22 protein-coding genes and 1 tRNA gene are annotated in these 25,929 nt (G+C 65.6%); 11 read left to right on the plus strand and 12 right to left on the minus strand.

The genetic code is table 11. The annotated features are described in order from the left end of the window. Window positions 1-212 precede the first annotated feature (212 nt). On the minus strand, window positions 213-776 hold the full coding sequence (locus M2390_RS07060) for a TetR/AcrR family transcriptional regulator (protein WP_259177787.1): 564 nt from the start codon (window positions 774-776) through the stop codon (window positions 213-215). A 95-nt stretch (window positions 777-871) separates the two neighbouring features. Between M2390_RS07060 and M2390_RS07065 the strand changes: the two genes are divergently transcribed. Beyond that, window positions 872-1,708 carry an alpha/beta fold hydrolase gene (locus M2390_RS07065; RefSeq protein WP_259177788.1) on the plus strand — a complete coding sequence of 279 codons (837 nt, stop codon included), beginning with the start codon at window positions 872-874 and terminating at the stop codon, window positions 1,706-1,708. Window positions 1,709-1,757: 49 nt separating this feature from the next. On the opposite strand, the gene M2390_RS07070 is transcribed toward M2390_RS07065, so the two are convergent. From M2390_RS07070 to dacB, 3 genes are all read right to left on the minus strand, one after another. Beyond that, window positions 1,758-3,938, minus strand: coding sequence for an efflux RND transporter permease subunit (locus tag M2390_RS07070; RefSeq protein WP_259178063.1), 2,181 nt, complete (start codon window positions 3,936-3,938; stop codon window positions 1,758-1,760). A gap of 281 nt (window positions 3,939-4,219) precedes the next feature. Then, the gene (locus M2390_RS07075) at window positions 4,220-4,843 is read right to left on the minus strand and encodes an isochorismatase family protein (protein ID WP_259177789.1); all 624 of its coding nucleotides are present in this window, start codon (window positions 4,841-4,843) and stop codon (window positions 4,220-4,222) included. Window positions 4,844-4,948: 105 nt separating this feature from the next. After that, window positions 4,949-6,394 (minus strand): D-alanyl-D-alanine carboxypeptidase/D-alanyl-D-alanine-endopeptidase, encoded by a 1,446-nt coding sequence (dacB, locus tag M2390_RS07080; protein WP_259177790.1) that lies wholly within the window; start codon window positions 6,392-6,394, stop codon window positions 4,949-4,951. 109 nt (window positions 6,395-6,503) lie between these two features. On the opposite strand from dacB, the gene M2390_RS07085 reads away from it, so the two are divergent. Further along, window positions 6,504-6,579 (plus strand) — tRNA-Thr (locus tag M2390_RS07085). A gap of 110 nt (window positions 6,580-6,689) precedes the next feature. On the opposite strand, the gene M2390_RS07090 is transcribed toward M2390_RS07085, so the two are convergent. Next, entirely contained in the window at window positions 6,690-7,118 is a 429-nt protein-coding gene (locus M2390_RS07090; RefSeq protein WP_259177791.1) for an NAD(P)H-dependent oxidoreductase, read from the minus strand. A gap of 42 nt (window positions 7,119-7,160) precedes the next feature. Here M2390_RS07090 and M2390_RS07095 point away from each other — a divergent pair, with 42 nt between their 5' ends. After that, complete coding sequence (locus M2390_RS07095; protein WP_259177792.1) at window positions 7,161-7,727, plus strand: TetR/AcrR family transcriptional regulator; 567 nt, start codon at window positions 7,161-7,163, stop codon at window positions 7,725-7,727. Window positions 7,728-7,825: 98 nt separating this feature from the next. After that, the gene (locus tag M2390_RS07100; RefSeq protein ID WP_259177793.1) at window positions 7,826-8,905 is read left to right on the plus strand and encodes a lipocalin-like domain-containing protein; all 1,080 of its coding nucleotides are present in this window, start codon (window positions 7,826-7,828) and stop codon (window positions 8,903-8,905) included. 93 nt (window positions 8,906-8,998) lie between these two features. Here the strand turns inward: M2390_RS07100 and M2390_RS07105 are convergent, their stop codons facing one another. Both M2390_RS07105 and M2390_RS07110 read right to left on the minus strand, forming a co-directional pair. Next, window positions 8,999-10,261: a low temperature requirement protein A gene (locus M2390_RS07105; RefSeq protein ID WP_259177794.1), complete on the minus strand. Its 1,263-nt coding sequence runs from the start codon at window positions 10,259-10,261 to the stop codon at window positions 8,999-9,001. 41 nt (window positions 10,262-10,302) lie between these two features. Then, window positions 10,303-10,767 (minus strand): nuclear transport factor 2 family protein, encoded by a 465-nt coding sequence (locus M2390_RS07110; protein ID WP_259177795.1) that lies wholly within the window; start codon window positions 10,765-10,767, stop codon window positions 10,303-10,305. On the opposite strand from M2390_RS07110, the gene M2390_RS07115 reads away from it, so the two are divergent. Then, window positions 10,766-11,434 carry a TetR/AcrR family transcriptional regulator gene (locus M2390_RS07115; protein WP_259177796.1) on the plus strand — a complete coding sequence of 223 codons (669 nt, stop codon included), beginning with the start codon at window positions 10,766-10,768 and terminating at the stop codon, window positions 11,432-11,434. The genes M2390_RS07110 and M2390_RS07115 overlap by 2 nt on opposite strands. A gap of 21 nt (window positions 11,435-11,455) precedes the next feature. On the opposite strand, the gene M2390_RS07120 is transcribed toward M2390_RS07115, so the two are convergent. Continuing rightward, on the minus strand, window positions 11,456-12,052 hold the full coding sequence (locus M2390_RS07120; RefSeq protein ID WP_259177797.1) for a TetR/AcrR family transcriptional regulator: 597 nt from the start codon (window positions 12,050-12,052) through the stop codon (window positions 11,456-11,458). Between the two features lie 77 nt (window positions 12,053-12,129). On the opposite strand from M2390_RS07120, the gene M2390_RS07125 reads away from it, so the two are divergent. Next, complete coding sequence (locus M2390_RS07125; protein ID WP_259177798.1) at window positions 12,130-13,152, plus strand: NADP-dependent oxidoreductase; 1,023 nt, start codon at window positions 12,130-12,132, stop codon at window positions 13,150-13,152. On the opposite strand, the gene M2390_RS07130 is transcribed toward M2390_RS07125, so the two are convergent. Further along, window positions 13,149-13,655: a hypothetical protein gene (locus M2390_RS07130; protein ID WP_259177799.1), complete on the minus strand. Its 507-nt coding sequence runs from the start codon at window positions 13,653-13,655 to the stop codon at window positions 13,149-13,151. The genes M2390_RS07125 and M2390_RS07130 overlap by 4 nt on opposite strands. A gap of 327 nt (window positions 13,656-13,982) precedes the next feature. On the opposite strand from M2390_RS07130, the gene M2390_RS07135 reads away from it, so the two are divergent. From M2390_RS07135 to M2390_RS07150, 4 genes are all read left to right on the plus strand, one after another. Next, window positions 13,983-16,502 carry an immunoglobulin-like domain-containing protein gene (locus tag M2390_RS07135; RefSeq protein WP_259177800.1) on the plus strand — a complete coding sequence of 840 codons (2,520 nt, stop codon included), beginning with the start codon at window positions 13,983-13,985 and terminating at the stop codon, window positions 16,500-16,502. A gap of 75 nt (window positions 16,503-16,577) precedes the next feature. Further along, window positions 16,578-17,465 (plus strand): hypothetical protein, encoded by an 888-nt coding sequence (locus M2390_RS07140; protein ID WP_259177801.1) that lies wholly within the window; start codon window positions 16,578-16,580, stop codon window positions 17,463-17,465. Between the two features lie 215 nt (window positions 17,466-17,680). Further along, a complete protein-coding gene (locus M2390_RS07145; protein ID WP_259177802.1) occupies window positions 17,681-20,158 on the plus strand; it encodes a discoidin domain-containing protein in 2,478 nt (825 codons plus the stop codon). A 160-nt stretch (window positions 20,159-20,318) separates the two neighbouring features. Further along, window positions 20,319-21,179: an ADP/ATP-dependent (S)-NAD(P)H-hydrate dehydratase gene (locus M2390_RS07150; protein WP_259177803.1), complete on the plus strand. Its 861-nt coding sequence runs from the start codon at window positions 20,319-20,321 to the stop codon at window positions 21,177-21,179. 16 nt (window positions 21,180-21,195) lie between these two features. On the opposite strand, the gene M2390_RS07155 is transcribed toward M2390_RS07150, so the two are convergent. Further along, window positions 21,196-21,687 (minus strand): FBP domain-containing protein, encoded by a 492-nt coding sequence (locus M2390_RS07155; protein WP_121689679.1) that lies wholly within the window; start codon window positions 21,685-21,687, stop codon window positions 21,196-21,198. A 212-nt stretch (window positions 21,688-21,899) separates the two neighbouring features. Here M2390_RS07155 and M2390_RS07160 point away from each other — a divergent pair, with 212 nt between their 5' ends. After that, on the plus strand, window positions 21,900-23,036 hold the full coding sequence (locus tag M2390_RS07160) for a hypothetical protein (RefSeq protein WP_259177804.1): 1,137 nt from the start codon (window positions 21,900-21,902) through the stop codon (window positions 23,034-23,036). 59 nt (window positions 23,037-23,095) lie between these two features. Here the strand turns inward: M2390_RS07160 and M2390_RS07165 are convergent, their stop codons facing one another. Then, window positions 23,096-24,652, minus strand: a complete 1,557-nt coding sequence (locus M2390_RS07165) for an alpha/beta hydrolase (RefSeq protein WP_259177805.1) — start codon at window positions 24,650-24,652, stop codon at window positions 23,096-23,098. Between the two features lie 39 nt (window positions 24,653-24,691). Further along, window positions 24,692-25,831 carry a DNA polymerase III subunit delta' gene (locus M2390_RS07170; RefSeq protein WP_259177806.1) on the minus strand — a complete coding sequence of 380 codons (1,140 nt, stop codon included), beginning with the start codon at window positions 25,829-25,831 and terminating at the stop codon, window positions 24,692-24,694. Between the last annotated feature and the right edge of the window lie 98 nt (window positions 25,832-25,929).

Here is a 25,929-nt window from a genome sequence, read left to right on the forward strand (position 1 = left end):
AAGCGGATGAGTTTCAATCCTGCCACACAACCAAGCACAGAACAAGTCCGGCGTGTTGAAGTGTGGGGATGATCCCGCTTGAGGCCGGCCGCTTCAGCGAGCCGCACCTTTGGGGTGATGAGTATTACTTTACGCAGGTTCTGGGGTTCGGGCAAATCGGGCCCGAATAGTGGCGTGTCGCACCCAACTTCCGCATGTTTTCGGGAGCATCACTAGGCGGCACTCAGCGCATGGTCGATCAAGACCTCGGCCGCCGCACGAGCCTGACCCGCAGCCTCCCCCGATCCGGCGATGGCCGCGGTGGTCTGCGCACCCTCGGCCAGCAGCGCGAGCTGTGCCGCCAGAAGCGTGGGTGCACCCAGGTCGTCCACAATCTCGGCCAATCGACGCTGGAACGACTCCTTGTGCTCGCGGACGATCCGGCGCACCTCGGCATCCTCTCCCCCGAGCTCCCCAAAGGCATTGATGAATCCACATCCGCGAAAACCGTCCTCACAGAACCAGTCCGCCAGGTAGTCATAGACGGCCAAAAGTCGCTCACGGGGGGTCCCCGCCTCGGCCATACGCGCCTCAACGCCGTCACTCCACTGCCGGTGTCGCTTTTCTAGCACCGCACGCACAATCGCATCCTTCGCCGGGAACTCCGAATAGAGGCGGCGCAGCGACACCCCGGCCTCATCACGCAGCTCGGCCATTCCCACGGCGGTAATACCCCGCTCATAGTAGAGCCGATCGGCGGTATTGATGATTGTTTCGGCAACGGATTCGGAGGTCATACATTCATTGTACTTGCATTGAGAACGATCATTCTCTATAGTCGATCTCAGCAGCGAGAATGATTATTCTCGCATCGGAACCCAAGGAGCACATCATGGCCCGCATTACCGTCGGCACCGAAAACAACATCGACATCGAGCTGCACTATGAGGATCGTGGCACCGGCACCCCCGTGGTCCTGATCCACGGTTACCCCCTCTCGGGAACGTCCTGGGAAAAGCAGTCGGTTGCGCTCTTGGACGCCGGCTATCGCGTGATCACCTATGACCGCCGCGGCTTCGGACGATCGAGCCAGCCCGCAATCGGATACGACTACGACACCTTCGCCGCCGACCTCAACGTGTTGATGGAGTCACTGGAGCTGCGCGGGGCAATCCTGATCGGGTTCTCGATGGGCAGCGGCGAGGTGGCCCGTTACCTGTCTCGCTATGGCAGCGACCGGGTGGCCAAGGCCGGCTTCTTTGGTTCGCTTGAACCCTTCCTGACCCAGACCGAGGACAACCCCGGCGGTGCCGTACCGGCGAGCTTCTTCGAGGACGTGTCGGCCACCGTCCGTGCCGATCGGTTCGCCTACTTCACCGCGTTCTACAACGACTTCTACAATCTGGATGAGTTCCTCGGGTCCCGGATCAGCGAGGAGGCCGTCCGCGACAGCTGGAACGTGGCCGCCGGGGCTGGATTCATCGCCGCTGCCGCCGCACCGCTTACCTGGGGCACCGACTTCCGCGCCGATCTGCCGGCGATCACCGTGCCGACCCTGATCCTGCACGGCAGCGCCGACCGCATCCTCCCCGTCGAGGCAACCGGGCGCGCGTTCGCCGCCGCACTGCCCGCGGCCGAGTACGTGGAAATTGAGGGTGCACCGCACGGCCTGCTCTGGACCCACGCCGACGAGGTCAACGAGGCCCTGCTCGCCTGGCTGAACCGGTAGGCACTCAGCCAAACGGCCCGGCTTCCCCAGGGAAGCCGGGCCGTCGTGGTTACTCGGTCACCTCGCGCGGACTGGGTTCGCGTGAGAGCTTGCTGGGCCACCAGATCTTTGGGCCGATGTCGTAAGCCAGGGCGGGGACCAGGAGCGAGCGCACGATGAGCGTGTCCAACAGCACACCGAACGCCACGATGAAGGCGATCTGCGCCAGGAACAGGATCGGGATCACCCCGAGCGCCGCAAACGTGGCCGCCAGCACAATACCCGCCGAGGTGATCACCCCGCCGGTGACCGAGAGCCCGCGTAGGATGCCCGGTCTCGTGCCGAAGCGCTTGGATTCCTCGCGCACCCGGGTCATCAGGAAGATGTTGTAGTCGATGCCAAGCGCAACCAGGAATACAAACCCGTAGAGCGGAACCGCGGGTTCGGCCCCGGGGAACTTGAACACCCCGTCAAACACCCAGGCGGAAACGCCGAGTGCCGTACCGAATGAGAGCACCACCGTGGCGATCAGGATGATCGGGGCCAGGATCGAGCGCAGTAGGAGCATCAGGATCAGCAGGATCACCACGAGCACAATCGGGATGATCAGGTTGCGGTCGTGGGTGGCCGCGTCATTAGTGTCGATCGCGGTCGCCGTTGTTCCACCCACGCGGACCGGATCGTTGCCACCATCAAGCTCGGTGCGCAGGTCGCGCACCAGTTTCTCGGCGGCGTCCGAATCGGGTTCGGCGTTCAGGGTGGCCTGAAGCAGGATGTGGCCATCGGCGACGGTCGCCTCCACGGTGTTCGGCGCGGCCGGATTACCGGGGGCGGTGAACACCGCCTTCCCGTTCTGCACGGTGGCCGCGGCGGTTCCACTCGGGGAGGCACTGGCGAGCGCCTGCACCTGGCCCAGGCCGCCGTTTTTGGTGAGGGTTTCGATGACCTCGGCGGCGCGCGCGGTGGGGGCCAGCACCTGGATCGGGCTTCCCGATCCACCGGGGAAGTGCTCGGCGAGCACCTTCTGCCCGTCGCGCGCGGGTGACTCGTTGAGCACCAGCGCGCTCTGCGGAACGCCGGTGGCATTCAGCTGAGGGATCCCGATCCAGGCGGCAAGGAGCACCACGGTGCAGCCGATCCAGATCAGGCGCGGACGCTTGGTCACCGCGCGGCCCACCTTCGGCCACCATCCGCGAGCGTCCGGCCCCGCGAGCACCGGGTGGGCACTGCCGAATCGGGTGTTGCGCGGCCAGAAGGCGACCCGCCCCGACATCAGCAGCAGCGCCGGGAGGAAGGTGAGGGCCGAGAGTACCGAGAACAGGATGCCGATGGCGGCAACCGGTCCCAGCGCGCGGTTGTTATTCAGATCACTCAGCAGCAGGCACAGCAGACCCGCGATCACGGTACCGCCCGAGGCCAGGATCGGTTCGATGCTGCCGCGTAGCGCAACCATCGTGGCATCCCAGCGCGACTGGTGATCCCGCAGCGCCTCCCGATAGCGCGACACATACAGCAGCGCATAGTCGGTGGCGGCACCGATCACCAGGATGAACAGGATCCCCTGAACCTGTCCATTGAGCAGCACAATATTCGCCTTGGCCAGCCACCACACGGTGAGCAGCGCGGTGCACAGCGCAAACATCGAGGCCGCCAGGACCAGGATCGGAAGCAGCGGCGAACGGTAGACGATGACCAGGATCACAAACACCGCGGCGAGCGCGACCAACAGCAGCAGGCCATCGATCCCGGCAAAGGCACCCACCAGATCCGTGGTGAATCCGGCCGGGCCGGTGACATAGGCGGACAGGCCGGACGGCAAGTCCTTGGACAGTGTGGTGCGCAGCGCCGAGACCGTGTCGCTCGCATCGGCGCTATCGACTGGCACAAAGACGGTCGCCGCCTTGCCATCCTCACTAAAGATTGCCGGGGACGGCGTCTCCGAGATACCCGGGGTGTCCTTGATCGCGGCCGCACGCTCGGAGATGAGCGCACGGTCGGCCTCACTCAGGACGGAATCCCGGGCGAACACCAGGACCGCGGGAATCGCATCGGACTCGCTGAACCCGGGCAGCGCGGCGGCCACCTTGGTCGCGTCGGCGCTGGCCGGAAGGTAGCTGATTTGGTTGTTGGTGGAGACCTCGCTGACCTTGCCAAAGTAGGGTCCACCGATCGCACCACCGGCAACCCAGAGGACGATCAGAACCGCGGGGAGCAGGATCCGCAACCAGCGCGGTACCCGAGAGCCGGGCACCCGGTGATCCGTACTTTTGAGGTTTACCGGCGCGTCAGGAGCGGCCGAGACCGCCGGAGTTTTGTCTGCGGGGCGCGTCAGCGACTTCTCCCGAGCGTTCTCCCCCGAGGGATTATCCACGTGGGATGCGTCGCTCACCTCGCTCCCCGACGAGACGCTATCCGCCGCGTGGGCGGCAAGGATCTCGGGGGTGATGATCGGAATCGCATGGGTGGGCGTGCGATCGGGCTCGCGGTTCGGGTCCTTCTCATCGAGGGGCCGGTCCGAACCGTGTCGGGGATTCACGCGTCCGTCACCTCACCGGAGTGAGCAAGGGCCGCGCCACCAGAGCGCAGCTCCTCCAGGGCTCGGGCGCTGGCGTTGGCATCGACTCCCGCAACCAGGTCGGTGAGCACCCGAACATCGAATTCGGCGCTCAGTGCATCCAGCGCGCTGGCCCGGACGCAGTGGTCGGTGGCGATTCCCACCACATCCACCGCGGTGATGCCGGATTCCCGCAACAGCTCGGGGATGCCTCGTGTATCGGCCGGGTCGGCGGCATTCTTGGCGCCGGCAGCCCCTTCGAACAGCGAGTAGGCCGGGATACCGCGCCCCTTATAGACGTGGACGGTGTGCTCGGGCAGACGCAACTCGGGGTGGTAGTCGGCACCATCGGTGTCGGCGACGCAGTGCACCGGCCAGGTCGTCACAAAGTTCGGAGCCTCCCCCGCCGGGGCGAAGTGTCCGCCATTGCTGTTGGTGGCATCGTGCCAGTCTCGCGAGGCAACCACAAGTGTGTACGCACCCGGGTGGGACTCGATGTGGTCACTCACGTTTCGAGCGAGGGCCGCGCCCCCGGAAACCGCAAGCGCACCACCCTCGGTGAAATCGTTTTGTACATCAACGATCAGCAGTGCCCGAGACATGTGTCCCCCTTCAGCCAGGTGATACCACCCTAGTGGCGAAGTCTTTCCGGTTCCAGCCCAGAAACGTGGCGTTACGTCCCGGAAACACGGCAGGCGATGATCGGATCAGTAGTTTGAAAGCGAGTTACCGCAGCGGTAGAACCCGGTCGCGACCGTATCGATCCCCTGCCGGGCAGATTCGGAAACCCGTCCGGTCGCATAGATCACAAAGGTCAGCGTGCTGCCATCGGCCGCATCGATAAAACCACCGAGAGTGTAGGCGTTGGTAATCGACCCGGTTTTGCCCCAGATGTGGCCGCGCGCGACCGCGTTGGGACCGGTGAAGCGATTGCTGTAGCCGAGGGTTCCGGTCTGTCCGGCCACCGCGAGACCGTCCCGGATATACCCGAGGTTCGCCTCGCGTGCTCCAACCTTCATGTAGAGACCGGCGAGATACGACGGGGGGACCGCGTTCTTCGGGCTCATCCCGGAGGTGTCGGCAATGGTCAGGTTCGAGGTGTCCAGGCCGTAGGGTTTCAGCGCCTCCGGAATCGCCAGCGAGACCGCGGACATGGTATTCCCGGCCCCCATCTTGATCGCCACCTGCCGACCCAGCATCTCGGCCAGGGTGTTATCGGAGGGGACCAGCATCAGCGGGATCAGCGCCGAGAGCGGTGCCGACTGGACGCTGGCCAGCTCGGTTGCCCCGGCCGCCGCGGTCCCCGTCGAGGTCGAGGCCCCGGGGAAGAAGGCCGCGAAGGCGTCCCCGGCCCGGCCCACCGGGTCCTCGCCACGAGGCGAGAGGAACACCGCGGGATCGGCACGGTCGGCGTCCACCTGGAGCGCGGTGATATGCGAGAGCCAACCCGCACGACGCTCGGTCGCGGGCCAGCTGGGATCCCAGGTCGGGCCGCCAAAGTAGGTGGTATCCAGCAGGATCCGGCGCACCGGCTCACGGATTCCCGCGGCGGTTCGTGCGGCGGTGACCTTCTTGGCCAGGTCGTCCAGGTGGGCGGCGCCGGTGTAGACCGGTTCGGACCCGGAGGGTAGGCGGCTGAGGGTTAGATCGCCCCCGCCTACCAGCACGATGGTGCCCGCATCGGGACCGCTCACGACCCGCGTGGTGGCCCGGTATTCCGGGCCCAGCACGTTCAGCGCGGCCGCGGCGGTGAGGATCTTCATCGAGCTCGCGGTCGCACGCGGGGTGTCCTGGTCACGCTCAAACAGGATCTCACCGGTGTCGGCGTTGTACACCTGCGCCTGGAAGGTGCCCAGGCGAGGATCGTGAATCAGGTTCTCAACCGAGCAGGTGCGGGCAAATGCCGGAATCGTCTGACCCGGTACCGGACGCTTGGGAACCTCCGGTGTGGGCTCGGCGCTCGGAATGGTGGCCTCGGCCGAGGCAGCCGGCGTCTCGGCGGTGCGGGCCAGGGAACCGCTCACTGCCCCCGCCGCGATCACCACAATCGCCAGCCCACCGGCCAGTAAACCGAGTGGCAGCGGACGCTGCCACCACACCCGGCGCGGCTCCGGGAAGGGGGAGGTGGTGGGCTCGGTCTGCTGATCGTCCATAGAAGCGATCCTATCGGGGGCAAAATTGCGACGCCCGCGGGGTTGCGTTTTTTGAATTACCGGATGAGACGCTAAGCTCGTTCCCGGAACGGTGCGTGTGCACCGTCCGGCCGCCTTAGCTCAGTCGGTAGAGCGTTTCACTCGTAATGAAAAGGTCGCGGGTTCGATTCCCGCAGGCGGCTCCACTGGATGCCCGGTACGAACGTCACGTTCTTACCGGGCATTTTGCGTTAACCGCACCCGGCGTGGTCCTCACAGGGCAGCGAATCGCTCCTCGATACGCTGCAGAATCCGCTCACGCTGTTCCAGGGTTTTCCCGGCCGGGTTCGTGTGGTTCAGCAAGCGCAGATTCTTCACACCACTCTTGCGGAACGTTCCCCGGAACATAATCTTCGTGATCGGGTTTCCAAAGAGCCAGCGATAAACCAGGTCCGGGGTGGTCAGCGGCGCGCAGACGTGCCTGATAGTCCGCGACCTGCGCATCGACCACCGAGGCCTGTCGCCAGGCGGCCAGGTCGGATTCGTGCATGACCGGATCGAATCCGTCCGCGTGCAGGTCGATCAGATCCACCTCATGGCTCGCTTTTTCCTGCCCCCGCCGAGCGGCGGCGGCGATTGCCGCCGAAAAGCTGCGTAGGTGTGGGATGTTCTCGGATGCGTCCGCACCATACGGGTGGTCGAAAACCATCAAAACCTTCGTATCGTGACCTTTCTTTTGAACCAATCGAATGTTACAGTACTTTTGTACTGATTGTTAGGACGGGTTGTGAACGAGAAAAAAGATGGTCGCCTCGAACGAGGAAAGGCGCGCCGCGAACTCCTGCTGGATGCGGCAGTCACCGTGATCGCGGAGAACGGAGCGGGACTCCTCACCCACCGCGCCGTTGCCGCACAGGCGGGGGTATCCCTCGCCTCGGTCACCTACCACTTCCCGGGGATCGCGGAGCTGCGCCAGTCGGCATTCGACCATGCGGGCTCTCGCATCGGACTCGCATTCCGCGCGCTTGTCGAGGCAAATCACGAGACCCCCGGCAGCCTCCCCGAGCTCGCCGGCAACTACGCACTGACACTCACCGGGGAATCACGACAGGACACGGTCGCCGTATTCGCCATGATTCTCGCGTCCAGCCACGATGAATCCCTCCGCCCCGTGATCCGCGAACTCGACGGACACCTGGCGGATCTCTTGGAGAACTACGTGGGCGACCATGCGACAGCTCTCGTCCTGAGCTCCAGCATCCAGGGACTCATCCTCACGCACCTCGCTACCGGCACCGGATCGGATGAACTGCGCGCTTCGGTGACCACGCTCGTTCGACGCTTCGCCGCATAACCCGAAGAGGACAGCTCAGCGTCGCTCACCGTTCACGCCGATTGAGGCCACTCGCACCCTCCCCAATGTCATACCGATTTCAATAGAAAGGGAACCTCATGTCCCAGCACAAACTGGCGGTTACCGCCGGAACCCCCGCCGACTTCACGCGTCTTGGGCTCTCCCCGAAAAATATCGCCGCCTGGGAGGACGGAGCCCGGACCGACAACCGCAAGGGCACCTATGAGTGGTGGTACTTTGACGCGCACCTCGATGACGGGGCGAAACTCGTGGTGGTGTTCATGAATAAGGACCTCAGCACACCCCAGCATCCGCTCGATCCGATCATCCGGTTAAACCTTGATCTCGCCGACGGGCGTAGCTTCACAAAAATTGTGCACTTCGCACCGGATCAGTGGTCGGCATCCACCGACCGTGCCGACGTGCGCATCGGCAACAACCGATTCACCGGCGATCTGCACACCTACCGGATTACCGCCGACGTCGAGGGCATCTCGGTGGACATCACCCTCACCGGGACCGTACCCTCCTGGCGCCCCGAAACCGGCTACATGCTGTTCGGTGAGGACCGGGCGAAGGAGTTTTCCTGGCTCCCCTCGGTTCCGCAGGGAACCGTCGAGGTGACCTACGCGGTCGAAGGCGAAATCCACACCACAACCGGCGTCGGTTATCACGACCACAACTGGGGCAACGCGAGCCTTCTCGATATCGTCCACGACTGGTACTGGGCACGCGGGGAAGCCGGCCCGTACACGGTCATCGCCTCGTACATTACCGCGCACGAACGCTACGGCTACGAGGCGATCCCCATCTTCATGCTGGCAAAGGACGGGGAGATCATCGCCGATGACGCCCACAACGTCACCTTCGAAACCGAGGGCGTGTACATCGATGAGCACACGAAAAAGCCGGTTGCCGCGATCACCCGCTACACCTATCAGGACGGGGATGACCGCTACGTTGTCTCGTTCACCCGCGAGCGCGACCTCACACGCGATCGCATGATTGATGGGATCACGGGGGTCAAGCGGCTCGCGGCGAAGGTCGTGCGCTTTGACGGAGCATACCTGCGTTTCACCGGCACCTGTGGCGTGCAGCATTTCCGTGGCGACACCCTGATTGAAGAACACACTCGTCCGGCGATCTGGGAACTGATGTATTTCGGGCACGCTCGCTAACGTCGAAACAACGCCCGAGCCGCGTGTCTGCGCCGCAGCCCTCGGGATGACAACGCCCAATTGCCCCGAGCATTCGGCTCGGGGCAATTGCGACTATCCGAGTGCGCGATCCAGGCTGTTCGCCAGGCGCTGATGCCCACCAACCTCGTAGCCGACGATCACGATTACCGGGGCCAGCACGACCAGGAGCAGGCTCCAGCCGATCGAGACGCCGAGCGCGGCCGAGTACACCGCGAGGGCCAGGGCGATGCAGGCACCCAGGAGCAGCCAGATGTAGAACGGGTCAAACTGGCGAATCAGATAGCTGTGCAGCAGGAAATCGCCGATCAGGAACACAGCCACCGGAATCGCGGTGGCCAGCAGGGCACCGACCGGCCCGATTGTCGCCTCACCCTCCACCACATAGGCGGCCACGTGTAGGCCCGCACCCACCGCGGCGATCGAGGCGAAGATTGCGATGTGCCCGTAGCCCCAGAGCAGGCCGCGCTCACGGTGATGATGCAGCACCTCACCCGAGGGTGCCACAAAGTAGGCCCACCACAGGGCAAAGGTCAGTCCGGTGCCGGCAAGGGCCAGCAGCACGGCCTCCAGGGTCCACCCCTGGGTTTCCAGCACCGCCGAAACCGAGGCGATCGTGCCGATCAGGCCCTCCCCCAGCGCGATAATCGCCAGCAGCCCGTAGCGCTCGGCGATGTGGTGCGCGTGCCAGGGGGTGCCGCCCTCACGGTACTGAATGATCAGCGGACCGCCAAATTCCAGCGCAAACAGCAGGATCGAGCAGATCAGGATCACGGTGACCGTGGGATCGGCAAAGATCAGCGCAACCCAGCCGATCTGGGCGACGGTAATAAACGCCGCATTTGCCAGGCTCGCCTTGCGATAGCGCGGGTCGTGGGTGGCCGCGCGCAGCCACTGCACAATCATCGCGATCCGCATGATCACGTAGCCGGCAACCATCACGCCGTTATCCAGGCCGTGCCCCACATCGATCGAGTGGAACATCGCCGGCAAGCCCAGGGCGAGCACCAGCACACCCACCATCTGCACCATGGTGGTGACCCGGAAGGCCCAGTCATCGGTATCAAAGGCCGAGGCGAACCAGGTGAAGTTGATCCAGGCAAACACGATCGCGCAGATCGCGTAGGCGAAACCGCCGATCGCCGCCGTGGTGTGGCCCTCGGCCAGCAGGTGAGCCAGCAGGTTCCCCGCCTGGCCGAAGGCAACCACAAAGGTCAGGTCAAACAGGAGTTCGAGCGGGGTGGCGACGCGACCACGCTGACCGGGATCTCGTCCCAGCATGCGCTGCAAGCCAAAACCTGCACGGGTGTTGTATTCGCTCGATGTCGCGTCGCTCATGCGCTCCCCCAAAAAGTCCCAACCGTACTTGATGTTTGCGACTAGGCCGCCGACGGGCGGGTCTCGGTCCAGTCAACAACGAGATTACGCTCGGCGAAGTACCAGACACCATCAATTTTGGTGAACGTGTCGAGGTAGCGCAGCGAGGCGATCATGATGGTGCGCACGCCGTCCTCGGTGTACAGGTGGTGCGCCAGGGTGTAGCTCTCGCCGGTCGCCGAGTCGCCGTTCAGGGTGATGGTGCTCTGACCGTTGAAGTGGGTGGTGGCCTGATAGCGGTTCAGGTCGGCGAACACCGGGGTCAGCGCTTCGCGTCCATCGAGGGCATAGCTGGCCTCAGTGCCGGGGCCATCCATGAAAACGATGAAGCGGCTGTCCTCGGCGAACAGCGCCTTCTGCCCCTCGGCATCCCGGCGGTCGGCGGCGGTGGCGTAGGCGTCGAAGAGCTCGCGGATGGCCAGACGGTCGGCGGCTTCGGCGGGGCTGATTTCGGTATGAATTGACATGGGTACTCCTGGTTTATTTCGACCCCACTTGGTAGAGTGGGGAACTGTCCACTTATCTTCACAGCATAAGTGGATAGTTCCCCACTTAGCAAGCCTGGAGTTCACCATTCCCGAAAACAGCCCCAAGCTGCGCGCGGACGCGCGGCAAAATCGCGACGCCATTCTCGGCGCCGCGACCCGCGCCCTGGCCGAATCCGGGCAGATTTCGATGAATGCAATCGCACAGCGCGCGGGCGTGGGCAACGCCACCCTGCACCGCAACTTCCCCACCATCGAGGCCCTCACCCTCGCGGTCTACCAGCACGAGGTTGACAGCGTCGCCGCCAGCGCGAGCGAATACCTCGCCGAGCATACGGCGGATGCAGCCCTGAGACTGTGGATCGACCGGCTCGCCCGGTACGCGATGACCAAGCGTGGCCTCGCCGACGCCCTCCAGGCCGCCGCCTACTCCAGCGATGCGCACTTTGCCGAGGTCTACAACCAGATTGCCGGCGCACTCACCCTCCTCCTGGAAGCGGCGATCGAACAGGGCACCGTGCGCGCGGGCACCGATCCGCACGATGTTCTCCTGGCGCTGGCCGGGCTCTGGCAGATGAACCCCGACAGTGACTGGCAGCAGCAGGCGCGCACCCTCGGGGCCATCGTCCTGCGCGGCATTCGCGATTAGGCGACCGAGAAAACCAGCACCCTACCCGCGCATCACGCTCACAACCGCGGCGATCACCGCGCGCACCGCCGCATCCTCGCGCACATCGTCATCCTCCGCCGCGACGGCCGCGCCTGGGGTGCCCGGGAGCGCCCGAACCTTGCCTGCGGCCAACAGGCCTGTCAGCCCGTGCACGAGCGACCAGTAGGCGAGCGCGACCGACGGATCCTGCCCATCGAGGCCCGCCCGCTCGACAAATGCCGCCATCGTGCGGGCCGAGCTGTCATGGACCAACTCACTCCCCGCGCACGGCCGACTGAACATGAGCTCATAGCGACCGGGAAAGGCGCGGGCGAATTCAACGTATGCCGTGGCCAGTGCAGCCAGATCCGCGGGTTCACCCGGGACCGCGGTGAGTGCGTCCGTCAATGCATCAAACCCGCGCGCCGCCACATGGAGCAGTAGGTCCCCTCGATCCGAGAAATGACGATAGGGGGCGGCGGTGGAGACGCCCGCGGTCCGGGCAATTTCGCGCAGCGAGACATCTCGCTCGCCGGCATCCACCCGGTCGGCGGCAATCGTGATGAGTTGCTCCTTGAGCGCATCCCGATGGTAGGGCGTGGCACCTAATGTTGACATTGCTAACATCTCCTCTATCCTGGTTAATGTTAGCAGTGCTCACGAAGGGTGCCGCGGTCGGCAGGAGAGAAACAAACATGCGTGCAGTCGTCTACGCCCGGCACGGAGGCCCCGAGGTCACGGCCCTTACCGAGGTCGCAACCCCAACCCCAGGCCCAAGCGAGGTGCTGATTCGCACCCGCGCCGTCGGGCTCAACCCCATCGACGCGATTCAACGCGCGGGAACAACTCGGGCCCTCGGCGGCTACGTCTTCCCCCAGGTGGCTGGGAATGAGCTCGCCGGGACGGTCGCCGCGGTCGGCTCCGCGGTGACCCACTTTGCGGTGGGCGATCGGGTTCTCGCCCGGGTGGACAAGCTCCGCCTCGGTGCCCTCGGCGAGTGGGTGGCGGTCGACCAGGGCCTGGTCGCGCCGGCTCCGCGCACGGTTCCGGCGACCGTCGCGGCCGCCCTCCCGCTGGCCGGGCTCACCGCGCAGCAGGCACTCGGCGAGCGCTTCCTCAATGTCCAGCCCGGGGAACGGATCCTCATCACCGGCGGTGCCGGTGGGGTTGGGCTGCTGGCCATTCAGCTAGCCAAACTGCGCGGTGCCCATGTGGCCACAACGGCCTCGGAGCACGGCGAGGCCCTGGTCCGGGCGATGGGCGCGGACCAGGTCATCAACTATCGCACCCATCGGGTTTCCGACCAGGCCGAAAAGTATGCCGCAATCTTCGACATGGTGGGCGGATCGGGCCTAGAGGACGCGCTCGAGGCGATTGCCCCCGGCGGCCGCGTGGTGTCGATCAGCGGTCCGGTCACACCGGGGAGCGTGGATCGGGATCTGGGCGGCATTCGTCGGATCCTCGTGGGCACGGTGTTGCGCGGGCGGAGCCGTTCCATTCGGGCACGGGCACACCAACTCGGAGCGCGCTACGAGTTTCTCTTCATGTCCCCCGATGGGCCCGGCCTGGCTCAGCTTGCCGAACTGGTGGATGCGGGCAACCTGCGCCTCACCATCGATAGTGTGTTTCCCCTGGAGCACTATGCCGAGGCGTTTGCCCGGCTGGAATCACGCCGAGCCAAGGGCAAGGTGGTCATCGAGTTCCCCGAGGCGGATTAGCGGGCCAGGTATAGGCAGGTTACCGGCTGATATCCGGTGGTGTGCTGCGTCGCCACGATCTCACCGTCGATCCGAATCTCGCAGGTCAGACTCCCGCTGGCACCGTCGACGTTCTTGGCAAAGAGCACCAGCTTGTGAAAGTCCGTTGAGTCCTCCGCACGCAGCGTATCGGTTGCGCTCCAGGGAAGGGCTTGCATGGTTGCGTCGGCGTTTTCGTCGGTGTCGGCGCGAACCACTACGTGGCGAATCAGGGCGGTGCCGGCGTCGCCGGTGACCGTGAACTCCACCCTGCGCTCACCGGTGGCCGCGGGCGACTCGGTCGCGCCCGGATCCAGCGGAGGCTCGGAGACGATTCGGGGGTCCGCGGGGTCGGAGGGCGTGCTCGAGTCGCCTGGCTGCGACGCGGAGGCGCACCCCGCCAGCACAAAAATCCCCGCCGCGGCGAGGGCGACGCCCGACAGCTTTCCCGAGCGAGCCCAACCAAGACCAAACCGTGTACGCATATCCCCATCCTCCCCCGATTTCTCGAAGCGTCGACCGCGGGTGTCTGAAAACGAGTGTTTGGTAGTCGGCCACCCCAAAAAACATAACGAAGCTCAAGGAAAACGGACGCGCCGAGCGGGCGCACCGGATTCAGGGTTAACTTCCGGCAAACTCCGAGCTTCCGCGTGCTTCCGGCGATTACTTAGCCCCTTCAGGGGGCAAATTCCCGATTTTCGATCATCCGGGTCACCCGCCGTTCATCCCCATTCAACTCCCGGTCGTTAGCCTCCACGAGATGCCGGGGAACCCCGCCCCGCGCGCACATTCCCTCACACCTGGAGACAGAAATGGACCCCCTCACGCACGAGAGCCTTCCCGGCTCGCGTCGTCCCGGACGCGCCCGTCGCGCACTCGCCACCCTCGGCGCGTTCTCGCTTCTGGCCGGACTGGCAACCGTCGGCGCCACCGCCGCGGTCGCCGCCCCGGAGGCCCCGCTGATGACCAGCGCAACCACCTGGCGCTACTCGGAAAACAACACCGACCCCGCCGAAGGCAGCGCGGATCGCCTGGTGTGGACCCGCGCCGGGTTCAACGACACCGCCTGGAAGAGTGCCGCCGGAAGCTTCGGTGCCAAGAACGGCAAGGCCACCGGCATCGGCCCGTACACCGCCTCGACGCTGCTCAACCAGTACATCGACGGCGTTGCCGCGCCCGATGTCAAGACCTACCACTTCCGCTCCAGCTTCCAGCTCAGCGCGCAGCAGCTCGCCGGCACCGCCAAGCTCACCGGAAACGTCACCTTCGATGATGCCGTCCAGATCTTTGTCAACGGCACCAAGGTTGCCGGACTGGTCGAGGAATCGGACGCGAAGATCGAGGCGGCCCCCGAGGCCGAGCGCAACCTGATGTACGCGGGTGTCAACGCCGGTGACCCGGTGACCCGCGAATTCACCGTTCCCGCCACCGCCCTCAAGGCCGGCGAAAACACCATTGCCGTGGCGCTGTACCAGGACCGTGCCGCCAGCTCCGACATCTACTTCGACCTGACCTCGCTGGTCGCCGCGGCCCCCGAGCCCACCTCGACCCCCGCCCCCTCGGACTCCGCGGCCCCCGCCAAGCTCAGCGACATCGTGCTGAGCGTCGGCTCCAACGAGTCCGGTCGCGGCCTCGCCTGGTACTCGGACATCGACACCGCCCAGGTGGCCCAGGTCGCCACGCGCGCCGCGCAGACCGGTACCGCGTTCCCCGCCGCCGTCGCCAGCACCTTCCCCGCGAAGGGTGTCCAGACCACCAGCAAGGAATACAACCGCTTCGCCGACATCACCGGCCTGACCGAGAACACCGAGTACGTGTACCGGGTCGGCAGCGACGCAAACGGCTGGTCCAAGACCTACTCGTTCCGCACCCAGTCCTTCTCGGGTGACTACAACTTCCTGTTCTTCGGCGACCCGCAGATCGGTGCCTCCGGCAACACCAAGAACGACGAGGCCGGCTGGGTCGACACCGTCAACGTGGCTCAGGCCGCTCACCCCAACGCCGAGATGCTCTTCTCCGCCGGCGACCAGGTCGAGACCGCCGCCAACGAGGCACAGTACGAGTCCTTCCTCGCCCCCGAGCAGCTGCGCTCGATCCCGCTGGTTCCGGTCAACGGAAACCACGACGTTGGCTCCAAGGCCTACGAACAGCACTACAACGTTCCCAACCTCGACCCCAACGCCGGCAAGGCGACCTCGGCCACCTCCTCGGGCGGCGACTACTGGTTCATGCACAAGGGTGTCCTGTTCATGGTGCTGAACTCCAACAGCAGCGACTACGCCGCTCACGAGGCATTCCTGCGCAAGACCGTCGCCGAGCAGGGCGACAAGGCAACCTGGAAGGTTGTGGCCTTCCACCACTCGATCTACTCGGTGGCCTCGCACTGGAACAGCTCGCAGATCATCAACCTGCGTGCCGCGCTGCCCAAGGTCATCTCCGACCTCGGTGTGGACCTGGTTCTGCAGGGACACGACCACTCCTACACCCGCACCTACCTGATCAAGGATGGCGTGGTCGCAAACCCCGATGAGGCCGCCGCCGCACCGCAGGTGACCGCCAACCCGGGTGAGGTCCTGTACGTGACCGCCAACTCGGCCAGTGGTTCCAAGTACTACAACGTCACCAACCCCACCGCCTGGTGGGCCTCGGTCATCAACCAGGAGAAGGTTCGTAACTACTCCTCGATCGACATCACCCGCAACGCCATCACCGTCAAGACCATGCGCAGCCAGGCCTTCGGCGATGAGAAGCCCGTAAACAGCGTGGTCGACTCGGTCACCCTGAAGCGCGTGGACACCGCGGCCCCGGTGATCACCGCCCCGACCGAATCCGAGGTTCGCGCGGGTGAGGACTTTGACCCGATGGCCGGGATCACCGCATTCGATCAGGAGGATGGCGACGTTTCCTCGAAGATCACCGTCTCCGGGTCGGTGAACACCAAGGTTCCCGGCGTGTACACCCTGGTGTACACGGTGACCGACGCCGCCGGTAACGAGGCGACCTTCACCCGGACCATCACCGTCCTGGCCGCCGCGGAGCCGACCTCGACCCCGAACCCGACCGAGCCGGGCACCGACCCGACCACCCCGGGCACGGATCCGACCACCCCCGGCACCGACCCGACCCAGCCGGGAAGCACCCCGTCCGTATCGGCGACGCCGGGTGCCACCTCCGCGGCAACCCCGTCGGCCTCGGCCGGTGCGGCCGCCGGCAACAGCGAGAACCTCGCCCACACCGGTTTTGACCTGACACTCCCGCTGGCCGGTGGTGCCGCGCTGCTGCTGATCATGGGTGCCGTGATCCGCTTCATGCGACGCGAAAACGCCGCCTAGTATCCCCGTCGGTGACCGCGGGCTCGAGAACATTTCGAGCCCGCGGTCACCACCGTTTGACCCCGGAGGAACCCCGTGCACACCCAGACCCGCCCCGCTAGCGCCCCCGCGACAGCCACCGCGCACGCAGCGGATCCCCGCTACTCACGAGTTCACCGCTTCGCCGCCCGAGGCGAACGGTCCCGCACCCTGGGCCCGGGCCACGCACAGAGTCGGGCCCTCGAACAGAGTCGGGCCCTCGCAGCGAGTCGGGCCCTCACACTGGGCCTGGGCCTCGCACTGAGTCTGGGACTCGCACTCACCGGCTGCGCGGGAAACCCCGATGCCGCCAGCCCCACCGTTTCGGTATCGGCCAGCGCCGAGGCCCGGCCCGGCTCGGACGCCCTCTCCGCCGGGATCCCCCTCGACGCCCAGCCCTCAGATTCGCACCTTCCGGCCCCCGGTGCCACCGTCGCCCCCATCACCGACAGTGATGCCGACGCCAACGTTCCCTCGGGGCTTCATATTCTCCTGATCGGCTCCGGCAGCGATCACCCCGCCCTCCTCGCCGCCCTGCAGGAGCGGGCAGCCACAATTCATGCGACCCTCACGGTGTGTGATCCGACCGGTTCCGTCGATCAGTCCGCCGACGAATTGGTCTCCGCCCAGCTTTCCCAGCGCCCCGATCTGGTGATGCTGCTGGGAGAGCGTGGAATCGATACCATCGATCGGGTCTCCTCGGCCAACCTTGATCAGCGTTTTGTGATCCTCGGAGCCCAGCTCCCCGAGCCTACCCACAACGTCACCGCGGTGATCTGGCCCGGTGCCAGCGCGCGCGGGCTCTCACCGGAAACGATTCCGCAGACTGACCCCACCGCGACGAGCGAATCCCTCGAGGCTCGCTATGCAAAACGCGCGGTCAGCGAGGGAATCACGGTGGCGACCACCGGGCATACCGGGTTCGTCACCGCACTCAGCGATTAATCAGCAAACACATACCCCTCATTCAGGGGTGATTTTACACATTTGCCTTGTGTGGATACTTACTGTTCTGTTAGTAAGTTAACGCTCGCTAATTCCGACGGTCGGAGCCGCCCCCAAGCAGCGAGCGAACCAACACACGAAGGAGTATGTTGATGCGTTTATCGTCCCCACCGAGCCGCGTCCGAGCGGTTATCGCCGGCGCACTCGGACTCTCCATGGTAGGAACCGGAACCTTTGCGCTGGCACTCCCCGCAGCCGCCGCAGAGGTCTCAACAATTGTGACCGCGGGAAAAACGGCCAAGGCCACCTCAATCGAAGGCAATAACCCCGCCTCCAACGTCACCGACGGCAACGCCGCAACCCGCTGGTCCAGCGAGTACCGCGACGGGGAGTCGGTCCAGATCGACCTGGCAGCAACCTGCGTCATCGACAGGGTGGACCTGAACTGGGAGGGTGCCTTCGCCTCCGAGTACACGGTCTCGGGATCCACCGACGACAAGACCTGGCAGACCCTGGCCACCGGCACCGCAACCGGTGCCGGAGCGCAGACCCTGGACAAGCTCGCCGACATCGGCGCGATCCGCCACCTCAAGGTGACCGGTGACAAGCGCGGATCCGACTACGGCATCTCGCTGTACACCGTGGATGGTTGGGGTCACTCCTGTGCCCCGCTGCCCGGGATCCCCACCCCGACACCCACCCCCGGTGGACCCGGCACCCCCGGCCCCACCGAGCCGGTTGAAACCGAGCTGGGCACCCTGGTCTCGCGCGATGCCAAGGCCTCCGCGTCGACCACCGAAAACGGCGACCTCGCCCCCAAGAACGCCACCGATGGCAACCCCAAGACCCGCTGGTCCAGCCAGGCCGCCGATGGCCAGTGGATCACCGTGGACCTCGGTGCCACCTACCTGCTGGACGCCGTTGAGCTGGACTGGGAAACCTCCTACGCTCGCGGCTACGTCCTGGAAACCTCGCTCAACGGCTGGACCTGGTTCCCGTACGAGTCGGTGACCGGCAGCGATGGTGGACGCGATGTGATCACCAGCGATAAGCACCCGCGCACCCGCTTTGTGCGCATGACCTCCACCGAGCGTTCGAGCCAGTTCGGCGTCTCGCTCTGGCACTTCAACGTGTACGGATCCGAGCGCGAGGAACTGCCCCCGCAGCACGGCGAGGGCGAGGGCCCCGGAGTCCTGCTGAGCTATAAGAAGACCGGCACCGCCTCCTCGAGCCAGAACGACCCGCAGTGTGTGGACTGCACCCCGGACAAGCTCTTCGATCAGGACCTGGCAACCCGCTGGGCCGTGGCCGAAAAGGACTGGTCCGACAACGCCTGGGTCCAGGTAGACCTCGCCGCCCAGGCCGAGATCTCGCAGATCGTCCTGCGCTGGGACCCCGCCTTTGCCAAGTCGTACTCGATCGAGGTGGCCGACTCCCCCACCGGCCCCTGGACCACCGTCTTTAAGACCGTGGGTGGTACCGGAGGTAAGGAGGTCATCAACATCGACCCCACCGCCGGACGCTACGTTCAGGTCAACATGACCGAGCGCACCGTGGGCTGGGGTGGCAACAAGTACGGCTTCTCGCTCTACGAGTTCCGCGTTTACGGCACCGGTGGAGACCCGATCTTCCCGCCCGCCGGCCCCGCCGACCCCGACTTCGACAACCTGAAGCTGGTCTGGAGCGACGAGTTTGACGGCGCCGCCGGAACCGCCGCGGATGACAAGAAGTGGACCCTGGACCACACCGCCAACCCCGGTGACAACAACAACGCCGAGCTGCAGCTCTACACCGCCGACACCAACAACGTGCGCCACGATGGCAAGGGCAACCTGCTGATCGAGGCCAAGGTGGAGGACTTCCACGGTGCCAAGTTCTACTCCTCCGGACGTCTGAACACCTCGCATAAGGTATCCGCCCAGTACGGCCGCTTTGAGGCTCGCGTCAAGGTTCCCGAGGGCAAGGGTCTGTGGCCCGCGTTCTGGATGATGGGCACCTCGTTCCTGGAGGGCCGCCCGTGGCCCGCCAACGGTGAGATCGACATCATGGAGGTGCTCGGTCACGCCCCCGAGGAGACCCACGGAACCGTTCACGGTCCGGGATACTCGGGCATGGGTGGCCAGGGTGGCGCGTTCACCCTGCCGGACAAGACCAACCTGAGCAAGGACTTCCACGTATGGTCGGCCGACTGGAACAGCGAGAAGATCACCTTCCGCCTGGACGGTCACGACGTGTACACGGTGACCCGCGACCACGTGGAGAACACCCTGAACCAGGCGTGGGTCTTCGACCAGGAGTTCTACATCATCCTGAACCTCGCCGTGGGTGGCGACTGGCCCGGTAGCCCGGATAAGGACACCAAGTTCCCGGCCGAAATGCTGGTGGACTACGTTCGTGTGTTCCAGTCCGAGGGCTCGGGCAAGTTCACGGCCCTGCACCCGGTCACCGTGCCGGGAACGCAGCCTACCGATGGCACCCCCGGCGTGGGCACCCCGATCTCCACGACCCCCGTCGTGGATGGTTCGGTCACCCCGGCAACCGGCACCTCCGCCAGCGGCGCACGCGCCCTGGGTGAGACCGGTGCCCCCGCGGGTCCGCTGACCCTGATCGCGCTGCTGCTGGTCATCGGCGGGGTGGGTTCGCTCTTCCTGGCTCGTCGTGAGCTTGGACGCGTGCGCGGCATGGCCGGCTAAATCAATTCCCCGGGCACGGGGAGCGCCTCGCTCTCCGTGCCTGCACACAGGCGGCGGCCGGAGTATCCCTCCGGCCGCCGCCGACGCATTCCCGCGAACACCACCCCGGTGCGCTAGCGTGTGTGACACGGGTTTGTGACCCATCACGGGAGAGGACATCATGACCGAAACCGGCATCCCCTGGCACCTCGCGGACACCCGCGAACAGATTCGAATCCCCACCGCGGCCGACGACAAGTATCGCCGCGGCGTGCTCGGCATCCGAACCGGATCGGTCCGCTATCCCGGTGCCGCCGTCCTCGGGGTCGAAGCCGCCCTACACACCGGAGTGGGGATGGTGCGCTATGTGGGTCCGGACTCGGTGGGGCACGCGGTTCTGGCTCGGCGGCCCGAGACGGTACTGGGCTCGGGACGCGTGCAGGCGCTGCTGATCGGGTCGGGGATGGAACCGCTGGATCCCGAGGGCACCGATGCACGCGCCCTCGCCGAAGCGGTGGAGGCGGGGATCCCGAGCATCCTGGACGCCGGGGCCATCGGGCTGGTCGCCCATCATCCCGGGGCTCGAATTCTTCTCACCCCGCACGCCGGCGAGCTGGCCGGGTTGTTCCGTGACCATCCGGATGAGCGACGCCATGAGGGCATCCCCACCACCCAGGCGGGCCTGCGCTCCTGGATCGAGGCTCATCCCGAACTCGCCGCCAGCTGCGCCGCCGAACGCTGGGGCGTCAGTGTCCTCCTCAAGGGAGCGCACACGGTTGCGGCCGCTCCCGGCGAGGCGGCACTCCTTCTCCCCCCGGCTACCCCGTGGCTTGCCAGTGCGGGCACGGGGGATGTTCTGGCCGGGGCCATCGGGGCGCTCGCTGCATCGGCTGGCAGGAACGCCTCGCTGGCGCGAATCGCCGCGGCCGGGGCCCACCTGCACGCCCTCGCCGCCAAACGCGCCTCGGCGGGCGGTCCGCTCCTCGCGCTCGAACTCGCCCACGCGCTGGCCCCTACCGTTGCCGACGTGCTCCGCGGTTGATACGCGCCGTTCGCTCCTACTCGGAGTCGCGAATGCGCCGGGCGAAGCTCGCCACCCGTTCGGCCAGCACGCCGATTCGACGCTCGCGTTCGGCATCGCGATCAAACCCGACATAGGCCAGGGTTGGCAGCGCCCGCACGTTGCGATTGCACTCAAAGCTCTCGCACACCAGGGTTCCCACGGTGTTGCCCGCGCGTCCGGCCTTGCCGCCGCGGCGGGCGGAGAAGAACACAACCTCGTTGGGCAGGTGCACATCCTCGCACCAGGCGCACTGCGGCCGGGTGCGCGTGCGCGCCTCGGTCTGGCGCAGCAAAACACCCACGGGTTCACCATCCACCTCGGCGATCATGAATCCCAGGGTCGGCGATTTGGGGTCCCGCCAGCCGAGGTAGGTCAGTGCCGCCCAGTCGATCTGGTCGAGCTCGGCGGGCAGAGCGATGGCCTTACGCTCGCTCTGGCTGGTGTTGACGAATGCGGCTCGGATATCCCGTTCACTCAGCGGCTGCATGATTTCCATTCCTTCAATAGTTGTGGGTGATTTTCCGGTGAATCCGGGCGTTCCTCCCGTGGGAACCCCGTCAGTCTACACCCTTTAGACCGATGGATCCAGGTCGGGGTCTTGTATCACGCAGCTTGGGCACATAGAGTGCCAGGACACGGGCAATGCGGCTCCTGTATTCGCCTCATCGCCCCCGGTTCGAGAGAAGTGGAGTACCCCCGTTGATACACACCGATATTCCAACCCAGGCCGAGATTGTCACCCTCGCCACCGCACGTGAACCCGGCAGCATCTCACTCTTTATGCGCACCAGTCCGGTTCCCGCCCAAAACGAATCCGCGCCGGTCGAGTTTGAAAATCTCGCCAAGGCCGCACTCGAGCAACTGCGCGCAACGCATACCGGTGCCCAGGGGCGCGAACTCCTGGCCGGTCTCACCGAGCAGATCGACGATCTGCTCGGTGATGCTTTTTTCTGGCGGCACCTCTCGCACAGCATCGCCGCCTACATCACCCCCACCTCGCTGCGCACCTACCGACTGCCCAATCATCTGGCCAACGCGGTGGAAATCTCCGACCGCTTCCATTTGAAGCCGCTGCTGCGTGCGGTCACCTTCCCGCACACGGCATTTGTCCTCGCCCTGTCACAAAACTCGGCCCGACTGATCGAGGTCACCGCGGATGCTCCCGCCCATGTCCTCGACGTTCCCAACCTTCCCACCGATGCCATCGATGCGCTGGCCGTGCCCTCGATCTCGGGGCGCTCCCCCAATGGCAAGATCGAGGGTTCGGAGGGCAAAAAGGTTCGGCTCCGACAGTATGCTCGGGCCGTGGATAAGGCGTTGCGGCCGTTCCTGACCGGACGCAACACCCCGCTGATCCTCGCCGCCACCGAACCCCTGCTGGGTATCTACCCCTCGGTCAACAGCTATCCCGCCCTCAGCCGCGAGGTCATCGAGGGCAACCCGGACACGCTGACCCCCGCCGACCTCGACGCCCGCGTGCGTCCAATCCTCGACCGCTACTATGCCGAGCGGGTGGCGGCGGAACGGGAACGCTTCGACGCACTGGTCTCGGCGGATCGCACCTCCACCGAGATCGACACGATCGCACGCGCCGCCACCTTCGGGGCGGTGGAAACCCTCGTGGTTGACATCGACTACATCCTGCCCGGGACCGTGGATGAGGAATCCGGTGCCGTGGTCCTGGATCGCGGAGACTCCCCCGATGCCTACGGTGTGATCGACGAGGTGGTGCGTCGGGCGCTGCTCAGCGGCGGCCGGGTCTGGGCCGTACGGGCCGCGGACATGCCGGATAACACCGGGGTTGCGGCGATACTCCGGTTCGCCCCGGCCGCCTAACCCGAGTACACCAAAAAGCGGGCGGCTTCCCGAGGGAGGCCGCCCGCATTATCGTGCGATTAGGAGCACTGCGGATCCGAGGACGGAACCTTTCCGGTGATGAAGAAGTCATCCACGGTGGTGTTAATGCACTGACTGCCCTTGTTATAGGCGGTGTGCCCCTCACCCTTATAGGTCACCAGGTGGCCCTTATCCAGCTGTTTCGCGAGCGACTGCGCCCACGCATACGGGGTCGCCGGGTCGTTCGTGGTACCGATGACCAGGATATCCGGCGAACCCGGCGCATGGATCGGACCGCGCTCGGCACCGTCGGGATACGGCCAGTTGGCACACAGCACATCGCCATAGCTCATGTACTTCCCAAAGATCGGTGCACGCGCCTCGATCTTGGCCGCCTCCTGTTCCATGACCGCCGGATCGTCGTTGGAGGGATAGTCCCGGCAGTTATACGCGTTGAACGCGTCATTGGAGTTCGAGGTGTACTTCCCCGAGTCGTCGCGGTCGAAGTACATGTCCGCGAGGTAGAGCGCATAGTCTGCGTCCCCGGCCATGACCGAGGTGAACAGGTCGCTCAGGGCGCTCCAGTTATTCGGCGAGTACAGCGGGAAGATGATCGCGGTCATCAGCGTCGAGGAACCCACCTTGCGGCCGTCCTTCCCCGTCAGCGGGCTGGCATCCACCGATTCGAGCAGGTTCGAAATCGTGGTCATCGCCGATTCCACATCCCCGCGGAACGGACACTTCGAGCCGGTCAGGCAGTCCGCCAGGTAGGCGCGTAGCGCACTCTCAAAGCCCGCGGCCTGGGTGGCCGACACCTCGGTGCTGCTCACGGCCGGGTCGATGGCCCCATCCAGCACGAGTCGGCCGGTGTTCTTCGGATACAGCTGCGCATAGGTGGCCCCGAGGAAGGTGCCGTAGGAATATCCCAGATAGTTGAGTTTGGGATCCCCCACCAGCGAGCGGATCAGATCCATATCGCGGGCCGAGTTGACCGTGGTGATGAACTCCAGTTCCGCACCGGTGTTCTTCTTGCACGCCTCACCGTAGTCGCGGGCCTGGGTGCGGGCGGCCTCGAGCCAGCCGTCCTGCCCGGGGCGCGGCTGAGTCGTGTCAAACAGGAATTTGTCGGTGTCCTTATCCGAGAGGCACTTCACCGGGGAGGACTTGCCCACTCCGCGCGGATCGAAACCGATCACGTCAAAGCGTGACTGCAGGGTTTTATCTACGGCAAAATCGAGACTGTCCTTGACCAGCTCAACGCCCGATCCACCGGGACCGCCGGGGTTCACCAACAGCGACCCGATCCGGTCCGAACCGCTGGCCGCCGCGCGCACCAGGCTCAGGGTCAAATCACCGGCACCGGGATCCTCCCAGTTCATCGGGGTCTTGATATCGGCACAGGTCAGCTTGGATCCACACGCACGCCAGCTCACCTCCTGACCGTAGAACGGACGCAGGTTCTCGGCCACCTCGGTCGCGGGCAACGGGCTGGGTGCGCTCTGGCCGGCCGGGCTCGGCAGGAACGCGGTGACACAGCCGGTGAGGGTCAGCCCGGCGGCAACCACCAGGGCAAGCGCGCCCAGTACACGGCGGCGGGTTTGGTTGGGTTGAGGCACGAGACTCCTTGGGTTGTCCGTTCCGGGCGGCACGGATGGTTAGCGGATCGCGGTCACAAGCATGGCTTCAAGGGCGAGTGTGGGGGTGATGTTGGCACCGATACGCTCACGCGCCTCCCGGATGGCCTCCATCGTCTGCAGCGTCATCTCCGGGGTTGAGGACTGCGCCACCTCACGGATTTCGCGGACCAGTTCGGTGTTGATCAGCCCCTCGACCCGGCCGAGCTGTTGCATCAGCAGGTCGCGGTAGAGCGAAAGCAGGTCGGTGAGGATTCTATCGACGCCGTCGATCAGGCCACGCTTGGCCCGTCGTTTCTGGTCGTTTTCGAGGTCGCGAAGTGGCGCCCGCAGCGCCTGCGGGATCGTGCCTCCCGGTTCGACACCGAGCGAGCGCAGCACACGCTCGCGCTCCTGCTCGTCCCGTTCTCCGGTGTAGGCCTTGGCATCGGCACCGGCGATATCCACCAGTCGCTGCGCCATCACCACGGCATCGGACACGTCGCGAATGTCCAGGACCGAGCGCAGGGTATCTTCGCGTCGTGCGCGCGCATCCGCATCGGTGGCGAGACGGCGGGCCATGCCGATGTGGCTCTGGGCCAGGCGCGCGCTCTGCTCGGCCAGGTCGCGATCGATACCGTCGCGGGTGTGCAGCAGCTCGGCAATATCGGCCACCGAGGGTGTGCGCAGCCGCACCGAACGGACGCGGGAGCGGATGGTGGGCAGCAGATCGGCCTCGCTGGGTGCGCAGAGGATCCACACGGTTTCCGCGGGCGGTTCCTCGAGTGCCTTGAGCAGGGTATTGGAGGTGCGCTCGATCATCCGGTCGGCGTCCTCGACGATGACCACGCGATAGCGGGAAATCGAGGGTGCATAGTAGGAGCGCCGCACGGTTTCACGCACGTCTTCGATCTTGATGGTCATCGCGGTGGTGGACAGCGCGGTGAGATCCGGGTGGCTGCGCGCGGTGACCTGCGCGATTGTGTCCGGGTCGCCGTCCACATGGGAGCTCAGCAGCGCGGTCGCGAAGGCATAGGCGAGGTTGGAGCGTCCCGATCCGGGAGGACCGGTGATCAGCCAGGCATGGGTCATGGTGTCGCCACCGTCCGCAGTTCCCCCGGCGGCCGCGCGCAGGGTCGCTACCGCTTCGGGTTGCCCCACAATTTCATCCCACACCGACATGTTCCCAGCCTACCGGGCCGAGGCCGAACGTGGGCTGCGCGGGCATGTCCGCGCGGGTGAGTCCGGCGTCACGGGACGGAGTTGGGGCGGCCGCGCGC

The organism is Mycetocola sp. BIGb0189 (assembly GCF_024810155.1).
Taxonomy (GTDB): domain Bacteria; phylum Actinomycetota; class Actinomycetes; order Actinomycetales; family Microbacteriaceae; genus Mycetocola; species Mycetocola lacteus.